The sequence below is a fragment of the Billgrantia ethanolica genome (assembly GCF_021404305.1).
Taxonomy (GTDB): Bacteria; Pseudomonadota; Gammaproteobacteria; order Pseudomonadales; family Halomonadaceae; genus Halomonas; species Halomonas ethanolica.
Genome location: NZ_JABFTX010000002.1, coordinates 318,395 through 331,221, shown reverse-complemented (window position 1 = coordinate 331,221; position 12,827 = coordinate 318,395). Strand labels below are relative to the sequence as shown.

At 65.4% G+C, this 12,827-nt stretch carries 13 protein-coding genes; 9 read left to right on the top strand and 4 right to left on the bottom strand.

Annotated elements, in window-relative coordinates:
* Window positions 1-25 precede the first annotated feature (25 nt).
* A complete protein-coding gene (locus HOP53_RS10365; RefSeq protein WP_234269963.1) occupies window positions 26-952 on the bottom strand; it encodes a hydroxymethylglutaryl-CoA lyase in 927 nt (308 codons plus the stop codon).
* A 24-nt stretch (window positions 953-976) separates the two neighbouring features.
* A complete protein-coding gene (locus HOP53_RS10360; protein ID WP_234269962.1) occupies window positions 977-2,182 on the bottom strand; it encodes a CaiB/BaiF CoA transferase family protein in 1,206 nt (401 codons plus the stop codon).
* Window positions 2,183-2,326: 144 nt separating this feature from the next.
* Between HOP53_RS10360 and HOP53_RS10355 the strand changes: the two genes are divergently transcribed.
* The 9 genes from HOP53_RS10355 to HOP53_RS10315 all read left to right on the top strand — a co-directional run bounded on the left by HOP53_RS10355 (window position 2,327) and on the right by HOP53_RS10315 (window position 11,065).
* Window positions 2,327-3,250: a LysR substrate-binding domain-containing protein gene (locus HOP53_RS10355; protein ID WP_234269961.1), complete on the top strand. Its 924-nt coding sequence runs from the start codon at window positions 2,327-2,329 to the stop codon at window positions 3,248-3,250.
* A 380-nt stretch (window positions 3,251-3,630) separates the two neighbouring features.
* On the top strand, window positions 3,631-4,614 hold the full coding sequence (locus HOP53_RS10350; RefSeq protein ID WP_234269960.1) for a TAXI family TRAP transporter solute-binding subunit: 984 nt from the start codon (window positions 3,631-3,633) through the stop codon (window positions 4,612-4,614).
* Window positions 4,615-4,712: 98 nt separating this feature from the next.
* On the top strand, window positions 4,713-6,674 hold the full coding sequence (locus tag HOP53_RS10345) for a TRAP transporter permease (RefSeq protein WP_234269959.1): 1,962 nt from the start codon (window positions 4,713-4,715) through the stop codon (window positions 6,672-6,674).
* Window positions 6,671-7,618: a D-2-hydroxyacid dehydrogenase family protein gene (locus tag HOP53_RS10340; RefSeq protein WP_234269958.1), complete on the top strand. Its 948-nt coding sequence runs from the start codon at window positions 6,671-6,673 to the stop codon at window positions 7,616-7,618. The genes HOP53_RS10345 and HOP53_RS10340 overlap by 4 nt, the downstream gene beginning before the upstream one ends.
* 26 nt (window positions 7,619-7,644) lie before the next feature.
* On the top strand, window positions 7,645-8,079 hold the full coding sequence (locus HOP53_RS10335) for a carboxymuconolactone decarboxylase family protein (protein WP_234269957.1): 435 nt from the start codon (window positions 7,645-7,647) through the stop codon (window positions 8,077-8,079).
* An 83-nt stretch (window positions 8,080-8,162) separates the two neighbouring features.
* A complete protein-coding gene (locus tag HOP53_RS10330; protein WP_234269956.1) occupies window positions 8,163-9,146 on the top strand; it encodes a TAXI family TRAP transporter solute-binding subunit in 984 nt (327 codons plus the stop codon).
* Window positions 9,147-9,275: 129 nt separating this feature from the next.
* On the top strand, window positions 9,276-9,875 hold the full coding sequence (locus tag HOP53_RS10325) for a 2-hydroxychromene-2-carboxylate isomerase (protein ID WP_234269955.1): 600 nt from the start codon (window positions 9,276-9,278) through the stop codon (window positions 9,873-9,875).
* Window positions 9,876-10,050: 175 nt separating this feature from the next.
* Window positions 10,051-10,341 carry an EF-hand domain-containing protein gene (locus tag HOP53_RS10320; protein WP_234269954.1) on the top strand — a complete coding sequence of 97 codons (291 nt, stop codon included), beginning with the start codon at window positions 10,051-10,053 and terminating at the stop codon, window positions 10,339-10,341.
* A 196-nt stretch (window positions 10,342-10,537) separates the two neighbouring features.
* Window positions 10,538-11,065, top strand: coding sequence for a helix-turn-helix domain-containing protein (locus HOP53_RS10315; protein ID WP_234269953.1), 528 nt, complete (start codon window positions 10,538-10,540; stop codon window positions 11,063-11,065).
* 41 nt (window positions 11,066-11,106) lie between these two features.
* On the opposite strand, the gene HOP53_RS10310 is transcribed toward HOP53_RS10315, so the two are convergent.
* Both HOP53_RS10310 and HOP53_RS10305 read right to left on the bottom strand, forming a co-directional pair.
* Window positions 11,107-11,721 (bottom strand): flavin reductase family protein, encoded by a 615-nt coding sequence (locus tag HOP53_RS10310; protein ID WP_234269952.1) that lies wholly within the window; start codon window positions 11,719-11,721, stop codon window positions 11,107-11,109.
* Window positions 11,718-12,710, bottom strand: coding sequence for a 5'-nucleotidase (locus HOP53_RS10305; RefSeq protein ID WP_234269951.1), 993 nt, complete (start codon window positions 12,708-12,710; stop codon window positions 11,718-11,720). Before HOP53_RS10305 ends, HOP53_RS10310 begins: the two co-directional genes overlap by 4 nt.
* Window positions 12,711-12,827: the final 117 nt, after the last annotated feature.

Sequence of the window (12,827 nt, the reverse complement as noted above, 5' to 3'; positions counted from 1 at the left end):
TCAGCGGGCCGGCATTGCGCCGGTGTCAGCGGGCCGGCATCGAATAGCGCCGATCCGACTTGCCGGCCTTCACCACCTGCCCGGGGGTATCGTGACCCACCAGCCCCGGCAGCATGGCGGAGGCCGCCAGCAGCGCGTCCAGATCGACGCCGGTCGAGACGCCCATCTGCTCGAACATGTGCACCAGATCTTCGGTACAAACATTGCCGGTGGCACCGGGGGCGTAGGGGCAGCCCCCCAGCCCGCCCAGCGAGGCATCGAAGCGCACGATGCCCGCCTGCCAGGCGGCCAGGGCATTGGCCAGCCCCATGCCGCGGGTATTGTGGAAGTGCAGGGTGAAGGGAACGTCGGGGAAGCGCGCCTGCGCCGCCTCGCAGAGTCGCGCCACCTGGGCCGGGTTGGCCATGCCGGTGGTGTCGCACAGCGTCACCCCCTGCACGCCCAGCGCCAGCTGGCGCTCCACCAGTTCGAGCACACGCGCCTCGGCCACCTCGCCCTCGAACGGGCAGCCGAAGCTGGTCGAGAGCGAGGCGTTGACGAAGACATTGCTGCCGCGGGAATCGCCACGCAGCCCCTTGACGATGGCGGCGAACTGCTCGAGGGACTGCTCCGGCGTCATGCGCAGGTTGGCCTGGCCATGGGAATCGCTCGCCGACATCACCAGGTTGACCTCATCCACCCGGCACTCCAGCGCCCGCTCCAGCCCTTTGACGTTGGGCACCAGTACGGTGATGCCCACGTCGTCACGGCGCTGGATGCCGCTCACGACCTCGGCCGCATCGCGCAGGTTGGGGATCGCCTTGGGCGAGACGAAGGAGGTGGCCTCGATGCGCGCCAGCCCGGTGGCGGAGAGCGCGTCGATCAGACGAATCTTGTCCGCGGTGGGCACGAAGGTGGCCTCGATCTGGAAGCCGTCTCTTGGCGCCACCTCATTGATCTGCAGTTGGGTCATGATGGGTCCGGTTTCGGTCGGGGGTCAGATGATGCCCGCAGCGCGCAGTTTGGCGCGGGTCTCGCTGTCGATGCCCAGCTCGTCGAGCACCTCCTCGGTGTGCTGCCCCAGCGCCGGGCCGCCATTGCCCAGACGCCCGGGGGTGGCGCTGAGCCGCGGCAGCACGCCGGGCACCTTGAGCGGCTTGCCGTTGGGCCGGGTGATGGTCTGAAGCATCTCCCGCGCCAGATAGTGCGGGTCGCTGGCGATATCGGCGGCGGTATAGGGATAGCCACAAGGCACCCGGGCGTCGTCCAGGGCGGCCAGGATGGCGTCGCGGTCGCGCTGGCAGGTCCAGGCCTCGATGGCGGCATCGATCTCCTCGGCGCGCCGCGCCCGACCGTCGTTGTGGGCCAGCCCGGGGTCCTCGGCCAGGTCGCGGCGGCCGATCACGCCCATCAGGCGCTTGAAGATGCTGTCGCCGTTGCCGGCAATCAAGACGAAGTCGCCGTGGCGGGTACGGTAGGCGTTGGAGGGCGTGATGCCCGGCAAGGCGCTGCCGCTGGGCTCGCGTATCTCGCCGATAGCGTCGTATTCGGGCAGCAGGCTCTCCATCATGGCGAACACGGACTCGTACAGCGCTACGTCGATCTCCTGGCCGAGGCCGCTGCGGGCGCGCTCCTGCAGCGCCAGCAGGGTGCCGATCACCGCATAGAGCGCCGACAGCGAATCGCCGATGCTCACGCCGACCCGAACCGAGGGCTCACCGGGCTGGCCGGTGAGATAGCGCAGCCCGCCCATGGCCTCGCCGATCACCCCGAAGCCGGGCTTGTCGCGGTAGGGGCCGCTCTGGCCGAAGCCGGAGACGCGCACCATGATCAGCCCGGGGTTGTGCTCGGCCAGCGCCTCGTAGCCGAGCCCCCAGCCCTCGAGCGTGCCGGGGCGGAAATTTTCCACCACCACGTCGGCTTCGGTGGCCAACCGGCGCACCATGTCCTGGCCCTCCTGGCTGCGCAGGTCCAGCGTCATGGAGCGCTTGGTGCGGCTCTGAACATGCCACCACAGCGAGGTACCGTCCTCGATGATTCGCCACTTGCGAAGGGGGTCACCCGTGCCCGGCGGCTCGATCTTGATCACGTCGGCGCCGAACTCGCCCAGCAGTTTGGTGGCGAAGGGGCCGGCGATCAGCTGACCGAGTTCGAGAACCTTGAGACCGGCCAGTGGGAGCTGGCGAGACGCGGGGCTGGGCATGAAGTGCCTCCTGGCAGAACCCTGTGAATTCCAGTGAGGATGTGCCAGTGCAACCGCTCCTACAATTAGAGAATGGGTAACTCTGGTTTCGCTTAACACGAAACCGGGGGTAGGATGATCGATACTGCACCGGGAGCCTGACTCATGCGCCGCTTCGATTTCGTCACCCTTCGTCTGTTCGTCGCCATCGCCGATGAGGGGCAGTTGACGGCAGCCGCGCAGCGCGAGCACATGGCGCTCGCCGCCGTGAGCAAGCGGGTCAGCGATCTCGAAGCCATGGTCGGCAGCGAGCTGCTCTATCGCCGTTCCCGCGGCGTCGAGCTCACCCCCGCCGGCCAGGCCTTCCTGCACCACGCGCGCCGCATCCTCGAAGACGTCGCCCGCCTCGAGGCGGAGCTCAGCGAATACGGTGAAGGGGTGCGGGGCCATGTGCGCATCCATTCCAATACCTCGGCGATAATCGCCTTCCTACCCCAGGACCTGAGCGCCTTCTCGCGGGAATACCCGCAGATCAAGCTCGACCTGCAGGAGCGCAACAGCGCCGAAGCGATCAGCGCCGTGCAGGACGGCATCGCCGATGTGGGTATCTTTGCCGGACACGTGGCAGCCGACGGCCTCGAGGTTTGTCCCTACCGGCACGACCAACTGGTGCTGGTGACGCCCCAGGATCATCCGCTCTCTCAGCGTGAGCGACTGTTCCTGCACGAGGCCACCGAGTACGACTTCGTCGGGCTGCAGCAGGACACCTCGCTGCAGTCGCTGCTGCACGAACAGGCCAACCAGGCCGGTCGCACCCTGCGCATGCGTATCCAGGTACGCAGCTTCGATGCCATCTGCCGCATGATCCACCACGGCATGGGCATCGGCGTGCTGCCCCAGCGCACGCTCTATCAGGACCTGCGCGACCTGCGCCTGCGCCTGATTCCGCTGGCCGATGACTGGGCGCGCCGAGAAATCGTGATCGGGATGCGCCACTACGAGACGCTGCCGGTGGTGGCCCGACATCTCGTCGACCACCTGCTGCAGCCTCGCCAGGCACACGGCGCCTCTTTCTTCGACAAAAGTTGAGCAAAACTTAAACCAGTCTGATCAGACCCACGGCCAGTCCAGCTTGCCTGCCATGAATGGCACCAGCCTCCCTCTTCCTGGCTCCTACTTGAGTCTGAAAAAACAAGCGGATAACTCGAAATTACAAGGGCTGATCACCGAGCCGGGGGATTGCTCAAGCAGGTCGTCACGATGCAGATCAAACGTTTGGTTTCGCCTGCTACGAAGGCAGGTTAATGATTCGTCAATATACACACCGTCGCCCAAGCATTATGAATTCAATGTCGCCAGGACATATTCTGGCCCGCGACATGACGTCTGCGTCACGACCGCAGAACAACACGACTACAGAAGAGCACTCCTAACAAGAACAACAAGCCAAACACCGAGAGGACATAACAATGACTTCGTTTACCCGCAAGGCACGCCTGCTGATCCCTGCCTCACTCCTGGCCATCGGAAGCCTCGGCGCCACCAGCGCCCAGGCCAATACTTCCCTTAACATCGGTGCCGTCCCCACCGGTACCGGCTGGTTCTTCGGCATTTCCGAGGGTGCTCGCGTGATCAGCGCCAACAGCGATTACGAAATCACCGTGCGCGAGACCGGCGGCACCCGCGAGAACGCCATCCGCCTGACCCGCGGCGAGCTCGACCTGGCCTTCACCGAGGCCCTGGTGGGCTACGAGATGTACAACGGCACCGGCCGCTTCGAAGACACCCCCAATCCTGATGCCCGCCTGATCTACTGGATCGCCCCTTCCACCATGCACTGGGCGGTACGCGAGGACTCCGGCATCGAGGACTTCGAAGGGCTCAACGGCCAGCGCTTCAATCCCAGCAGCATCGGCGGCGGCGGTGAATACATCACCGAGCTGGTGTTCGACATCCTCGGGGTAGCCCCCGACTTCCAGCGCATGCGCATCGACGACGCCGCCGAAGGCGTGATCGACGGACGCCTGGTGGGCTTCAGCTACAACGGCGTGCCGCCGATTCCAGCCTTCACCGAAGTCCACTCGTCGCGCACGCTGCGACTGCTGTCACTGACCGACGAGCAGGTCGAACAGGTAACGGAAGAGCTGCCCTTCCTGGCCGGCACCGTGATTCCCGAAGGCACCTATCGCGACATGCAGGAAGCGACCTCGCTGGGCATCTATATGGGCGTGGCGGCCAATGCCGATCTCAGTGACGACACCGTCTACGAGATCACCAAGGCCTACTGGGAGAACCACGAGCAGGTGGCCAACTCCTTCAAGCCGGCCGAAGGCGTGACGCCGCAGACCGTGATCGACAACGCCACCTTCCCGCTGCATGCCGGCGCCCTGCGCTACTACCAGGAACTGGGCCTCGACATTCCCGAGGAGGTCATTCCCCCCGAAGCGCAGTGATCCACGCGCCTCCGCGGGCCTGGTGCCCGCGGGGGTTCTCGTCGTCCTTTTCCTGACGCACCGCCCTGGCTCGATGCCGCGGTGCGGGAGTCATCCGAATGATGGACACCCCAGCCAATTCCAAAGTCGTTGAGAAATACTCGGAGGACTCGGGCAAGCGTCAGCTCGCCGGCTTCTGGTTCATGGTGACGCGCCTCGCTGCCGCCTCCATGGCGCTGTTTCACCTCTACACGGCCGTTACCGGTCCGGTGAACACGCAGAACGCCGTGCACCTGCTATTCGCTCTGCCGTTGATCTTCCTGGCCTACAGCTGCCGGGGGCGCGATGCCAAGCGCGTGCCTTGGTACGACATCGTGCCGATCGCCCTGGGCGTGGCGGTCAGCGCCTACTACGTGATGCACTTCGACCGCATCATCTATCAGTTGGGCTATCTGATGCCCACCACCCTGGACCTCTTCTTCGGCGTGGCGGCCATCCTGCTGCTACTGGAGGCGTGCCGCCGCGCCATCGGCCTGGCCTTTCCCATTCTGGTGCTGATCGCCCTCGCCTACGCCGCCTTCGGCAACCATCTGCCCGGGGTGTGGGGGCACGGCGGCTATCGCTGGGATGACCTGGTGGCCACCTTCTACATGAGCCCGACCGGGGTCTACGGTAGTTTGATGCGCACCTCCTCCACGGTGATCGTCATCTTCATCATGTTCGGCGCCCTGCTGGTCACCACCGGCGGCGGCGACAGCTTCATGCGCCTCTCCAACGCCGCCACCGGGCGCATGTCGGGGGGGCCGGCCAAGGCCGCCACCCTGTGCAGCGCCATGTTCGGCAGCATCAGCGGCAGCACCGCCGCCAACGTCGCCACCACCGGGGTGTTCACCATCCCGCTGATGAAGAAGAACGGCTACAGCCCGCGCTTCGCCGCCGCCACCGAGGCCTCGGCCTCCACCGGCGGGCAGATCCTGCCGCCGATCATGGGCGCCGCCGCCTTCGTCATGGCCGACGTCATCTCGACCAGCTATCTCAACATCATCAGCGCCGCGCTGATCCCGGCATTGCTGTTCTATCTCGCCATATGGATGAGCGTGCACTTCGAGGCCAAGCGTCTGGGCCTCAACCCGATCCCCAAGTCCGAGCGGCCCACCCTGCGCCAGGGCCTCTACAACATCGAGACCCTGGTGATCCCGCTGATCGTGCTGATCACCCTGCTGGTGATGCGCTACACCCCGACCACCGCCGCCGTGGCGGCCTACTTCACCGCCATGGCGCTCTACCTGTTCTCCTGGCGCAGCCCGGGCACCTTCGTCGAGCGCATGAAATCGCTGCCCGCCGCCCTGGAGGCCGGCGCCATGACCGCTGCCATGATCGCGGTGATCATCGGCAGCGTGGCGATCATCGCCTCGGTCATCAGCCTCACCGGCCTTGGCCTCAAGGTCTCCTCGGTGATCCTCATCGTCAGCGGCGGCGACGTGCTGATCACCCTGCTGCTGGCCATGGTGGTGGCGATCATCCTCGGCATGGGCCTGCCCACCGTGGCCGCCTACATGCTGGCCGCCTCGGTGGTGGCAGCGGCCTTCGTCGAGGCCGGACTGCCGAGCCTCTCGGCGCACCTGTTCATTCTCTACTTCGCCATTCTCTCCGGGGTCACCCCGCCGGTGGCGCTGGCCGCCTACATCGGCGGCGCCATCGCCGGCTCGCACTGGTTCCGCACCGCCCTCACCGCGACCAAGATCTCGCTGGGCGGCTTCCTGATCCCCTTCATGTTCATCTACCACCCGCCGCTGCTGGGCGACGGCACCGGGCTGCAGATCGCCCTGGCCGTGGGCAGCGGCGTGCTCGGCATCACGGCGCTGGCGGCCTCCACCATCGGCTACTTCCTGCGCCCCTGCTCGTGGCTGGAGCGCGGCCTGCTGCTGGCGGCGGCACTGATGCTGATCAGCGGCCAACTGGTTACCGATGCGCTGGGCATCGCTCTGATCGGCGGCGTGTGGGCCTGGCAATATCGCCTCAACCGCAGCACATTAGGAACCTCTTCTACTCCCCTGGCCAGCAAGGAGCCTGCCCCATGAAGATCGTGATTCCCGACGACTACCAGGACTGCGTGCGCCACCTGGATGCATTCGCCAAGCTCGAGGGGCATGAGGTCACCATCTACGACGACAGCGTGACCGACCAGGACGCCCTGGTGGAACGCTTCCGGGACGCCGACGCCCTGGTGCTGATCCGCGAGCGCACACCGATCACCGAGTCGCTGCTGGCCCGGCTGCCCCGGCTCAAGGCCATCAGTCAGACCGGCGGCGGCGCGGCCCACGTCGACATGGCCGCCTGCAAGCGCCACGGCGTCACGGTGATGGCCGGCACCGGCTCGCCCTACGCTGCCGCCGAGCTCACCTGGGGCCTGGTGCTGGCCGCCATGCGCCACATTCCCGAGGAGTTCGAGAACCTCAAGGCCGGCCGCTGGCAGCGCACCCTGGGCACCGGGCTCAAGGGCCGTACCCTGGGCATCTTCGGCTACGGCAAGATCGGCAAGCTGATCGCCCGCTATGGCCAGGCCTTCGAAATGAACGTGCTGGTGTGGGGCCGCGAGGGCACCCGTGCCCGCGCCGCCGAAGCCGGTCTCGACGTGGCAGCGAGCCAGGCCGAGCTGTTCGAGCGCAGCGACGTGCTCAGCCTGCACCTGCGCCTGAACGACGACACCCGCGGCATCGTCAGCGCCGAGGATCTGGCCCGCATGAAGCCCACGGCGCTGCTCGTCAACACCAGCCGCGCGCCGCTGATCGAGGCAGGTGCACTGGAAGCCGCGCTGCGCGAAGGCCGCCCGGGCCGTGCCGCGGTGGACGTGTTCGACGAGGAGCCGGTGACCAGCCATCCGCTGCTCGCGCTGCCCAACTTCCTCGCCACGCCCCACCTGGGCTACGTGGAGAAGGACAGCTACGAGCTCTACTTCGGCGACGCCTTCGACAACCTGCTGGCATTCGACGCGGGCCGGCCGGTGAAGAACCTGGTCGAGTGAACGGGCAACGCAAGGAGAGACACCCCATGACCTCACGCCAAGACAAGCCCTCACGTCAGGCCAATACCTCACGTCAAGAGAGTCTCGATCAGGCAGGGCTCGCCACTCGCCGCGAAGTGCTGGGCAATGACTACGTGGATGCCGCCCTCTCCCAGGTGGATGACTTCAGCTGGCCGATGCAGGAGCTGGTCACGCGCAACTGCTGGAACGACATCTGGAACCGCCCGGGGCTCGCCCGCCCCACCCGCAGCCTGATCAACATCGGCATGCTGGTGGCGCTCAACCGGCCTCATGAGCTCAAGGTGCACCTGCGCGGGGCGCTCAACAACGGCTGCAGCGAGGAGGAGATCCGCGAGGTGCTGCTGCAGTGCGTGCCCTACTGCGGCTTTCCCGCCGCCATCGACGGTCTGCGCGTGGCCCGCGAGGTGATCGCCGCCTATCGCGAAGAGCAGGGCCGATAACTACCCCGAAAAGCGATGACCACCACGACAAGCGATAACCACAATCACAACACAACACAATGACAAGCAAGGAGGTACACGCCATGAAAATGTTCCGCTCACTCCAGCCTGCCCTCAAGCCGCTTGCCGCGGCGGCGCTCGCCGTCGGCCTGGCTGCGCCGGCAACGGCCCAGGAGGCCGTCAGCATCGGCGTGGCCCCGGCGGCTTCCGGTTGGTACTTCGGTTTCTCGGAGCTCTCGCGGCTGGTCAGCGCCGATTCGCCCCTCGAGATTTCGGTGCGCGAGACCGGCGGTTCGCGGGAGAACGCCATTCGCCTCGGTCGCGGCGAGATCGACCTGGGTCTGATCGATGCACCGGGTGCCTATGAGGCCTACACCGGCACTGGGCGCTACGAGAACGATGCCATCGACCAGATGCGCATGGTGCTGTGGGTGGCACCTTCGACCATGCACTGGGCGGTGCGCCAGGACAGCGGCATCGAAACCTTCGAGGATCTGGACGGGGCGCGCTTCAACCCCAGCAGCATCGGCGGCGGCGGCGAGTACATCACCGAGCTGGTGTTCGATGCCCTGGGCATCGCGCCGGACTTCCAGCGCATGAGCATGTCGGACGCCGCCGACGCCGTGGTCGACGGGCGCATCGTCGGCTTCAGCTACAACGGCATTCCGCCGATTCCGGCCTTCACCGAGGTGCACTCCTCGCGTCCGCTGCGAGTGCTCTCGCTGACCGACGAGCAGGTCGCCACCGCCACCGAGGCGCTGCCGTTCCTCTCCGCCACCGAGATTCCCGAGGGCACCTACCGCGACATGCCGGCGGCCACCACCCTGGGCACCTACATCGGCATCGCCGCCACCAGCGACCTCTCCGAGGATGCCGCCTACGAGTTCACCCGCGCCTATTGGGAAAACATCGAGCGACTGGGCCAGACCTTCGCCCCGGCCCAGGGCATGACGCCGGAAATCTCGGCGGAGAACACCGCCACGCCGCTGCATGCGGGCGCGCTGCGCTACTACCGCGAGATCGGCATCGAAGTGCCGGAGGAGCTGGTGCCGCCGGAAGCGGAGTAAGCGAATGCACCCACGTGCAAGCGCCGCCGGGGGACAGCCACCGGCGGCATTCGCTCGGTCCGCCCACTCGCCGGGGCATGCTGGTCTAGTCTTCGTGAACCCCTTGAGCAACCCATGAGGCAACACCCCATGCCCAAGCACATCACCTACTACCTGAGCCTGGTATCACCTTGGACTTACCTCGGTCATGCCCGGCTCGGCGAGATGGCCGCCCGCCACGGCGCCACCATCGACTACGTGCCGATCACGCTAAGCCAGGTATTCCCCAATACCGGTGGTCTACCGCTGGCCAAGCGCGCCCCTGAACGTCAGGCCTACCGTCTGGTGGAACTGAGGCGCTGGAAGCAAGTGCTTGGCGTACCGCTCAATGTGGAACCCAAGCACTTCCCCACCGACGACCGACCGGCAGCGCGTCTGGCACTGACCGCCAAGGCTCGGGGGCACGATATCGCCGAACTCTCGCTTGCCATACTGCGAGCCTGCTGGACCGAGGAGCGCGATATTGCCGACCTCGCCACCCTGCGTGAGATCGCCGATGCCTGCGGCCTGGATGGCCAGGCGCTATTGGATGAGTCGGAGAGTCAAGGGCAGCAGCGCCTCGACGCGGCCTGCGAGCAAGCCATCGCCGCCGGCTGCTTCGGCGTTCCATGGTATGACGTGGAAGGCGAGCCTTTCTGGGGGCAGGACCGCCTGGAGCTGGTGGAGAAGAAGCTCAGCGGCGGGCTTTGATCGCGGCGGCTAAGCCTGGCACTCAGGCATGACAACGTTCATCGCTTGGCACAGCAGAAACGTGCCAAACGCAGCCAGTCCGGGCAAGCCTGGGCGGTCACATGGCGCCATGCTCTAGGCGACGAGTTCAGCTCGTCGGTTCGATCATCCGCTTCGAACATGACAGGAGGTCGTCATGAGACTGTCCATTATTGCACTTTGCCTTGCCTTGGCGGCGGTGCCGGGCGCCGCGCTGGCGGAGCGTCCCTCTCCGGAGGACAACCTCTTCCAGACCGCACAAGCCGGCACCAGCGCGCGCCCTAACGTGGTGAGCAGTTTCGATGAAATCGATACTGACCATAACGGATATATCACGGTTGCCGAGGCCTCCCGAGCCGCCATGGCAGCCAGCTTCGGCTCCCTGGACCGCAACTTCGATGGATTGCTGTCCCGTGAGGAGTATGAAGATCACTATAAGGATCACTGAGCCAACCCTATCGACTCGAATGCTTCGGCATTCGTGTCGATAGGAGATCTTTCACTTTCCTCACGCGAGGAGATTGATGTCGGGTGGTCGCTGGCACAGGCCTATACTGTTAATCGGACTCTAACCCAGGCCAAGCCGCCGAGCGGCATCCACATCAGTCGCCGCCGGGACTTCCGAATCGCTCGGGAGCAAAACGATGATTCCGCTTACGAGCAGGCCCGATCCACCTACCGCCTTGGTAGATCTGCGGGATCAGTTGATAAGGCTTCTGGATGATGCCGAAGCCGCCCTGCCAAGAAATCAGCAAGCAGCACGTGCCAGCCTGGTGCTGGCCATGAACCTGCTCACCCAGCCCCCATCGGAAGCCGGGCCGAAGCCGCCCGTGCACGGTGGCCTGGTCAGTTGGCAGGTCAAGCGCGTGGTTGCCTTCGTCGAACAGCATCTGGGCTCGACGATCCGTGTCACCGACATGGCCTGCGAGGCCCGTCTCAGCCTCAGCCATTTCTCACACGCCTTCACGCACACCTTTGGCGAGTCGCCGCTGGCCTATGTGACGAGACATCGCCTGCTGAAGGCCTGCGAGATGATGCGCTCCAGTGCCGAGCCGCTTTCGAGCATCGCGCACGAATGCGGCTTCTACGACCAGTCGCACTTCACCCGCCACTTTCACCGACGGCTGGGCATGACCCCGCAGCGCTGGCGCCGACTGCACGCAGACGACTGAGGCGGGCATGGGCAAGATCCTGTCGCCGTGGAACCGGCATCTCACGTCGGCCGCTCCAGCCCGAACAGGTCGGTCGTACGGGCATAGTCGCTGCCCGCCATCCTCCCGATGGGCTTGAGTGCCTCGACGCTCACGTGACGGCCGTTCCAGATGGCATCGTCGATGTGAATCGACACCACCTCCGCCAGCACCAGACAGCCCGCCATGGGCTGGTCGCCGAAGCGCACGATCTCGCGCAGCCGACAGCCGAAGGCCACCGGCGCCGCCGCTACTCGCGGCACCGAGAGTCCCGGCATGGTCACCTTCTCCAGCCCCGCCAGGGCGAACTCATCCTCTCCTGCCGGCAAGCTGGCGCTGGTGGCGTTCATCTCGTTGACCAGTGCCTCACCACTGATGTGCACCACACACTCCGGCACCTGCTCCAGGTTGCGAATGGTGTCCTTGGGCTGACCCTCGCCGTTGAGCAGCGGCGAGAAGCCCAGCACCGGCGGCGCCACGCTCACCACGTTGAAGAAGGAGAACGGCGCCAGGTTGGTGTTACCGTCGCGATCATGCGTCGAGACCCAGGCGATGGGGCGCGGGCAGATGGTACCGCAGAGCAGACGATAGATGGCCCCGCTGCTCAGCGGTGACTCTTCCAACAGATAGTCACTCATGAAGGATCCCCTTCCGGCGATGGATGACCTGACCGAACGGCACCTGCCTCACTCACGCCCAAGCCTTGATTGAGCTGGCCGAACGGCACATGTACCGACGGCAGAATATCGCTGGTGGCCGAGAGATGGGATGCCTGGTCGTCGAAGAAGATATGCGGCTTGATGATGCCGAGAACGTGCTCCTTGGCGATGCCGCCGAGGAAATAGGCCTCGTTGACGGTCACGCCCCAGCTACGCATGGTATGGATGACCCGCTCATGGGCCGGCGCGTTGCGGGCGGTGACGATGGAGACCCTGACCTTGGGTCGATAGGCTCCCTGCGTTTCCTCTTCGCGCTGCTTCTCCAGCATCTGGATATGTGCCAGCTTGCGCAGGAAAACAGCCAGCAAGCCCGCCTCGGGCGGCACCTGGGCATTGGCCCGCTCATACGCGTGAAAGGCATCGATCCCCTGCTGCTGGTAGATGGTTTCGGACTCGTCGGTGACCAGCACGCCATCGAAGTCGAAGGCTATGCGCAGCTCCTCCTCGTCGGTCAGGTCGAGGTCGCCCGACGACAGCACCTGCCCCGCCGGATGCCCGGCCAGGATCGCCTGGTCGACGTCCTGGCGATTGGCGGACAGAAAGAGGCTGATGTTCAACGCCGGAATGAAGCGATGGGGGTAACGCCCTTGCAGGAAGATGGCCCGTGTGATGCCCAGCTCATGGTGCTCGATCGACTTCATGACCCGCAGCCCGGTTTCCGGATCGTTGCGCGAGAGCAGCACCACCTCGATGGGCGGGTTGTCCGGGCTCAGCTCGTTCAACGACAGCAGACGCTTGATAAACGGGAAGGCAACGCCAGTGCTTAACGGTTTGTTCTCGTTGTCACGCTGATAGATGCGATAGGACGCCTCGCCCTGCTCGCGAAAGACCCGATCGGATTCCTCGAGATCGAACAAGGCGCTGGATGCCAGCCCGATTACCAAGCGTTCGCTGAGATCGTAGGCCATGGCCGTCTCTGATGAAGAAGTGCAATGCACGATCTCCAGACCATGCCTCAGCGCTCCCTGCCAGACAAGCGCCTATCCGTAGAGGCGTCTCGGCTTGGAAGCGCATGACGGTAAAAG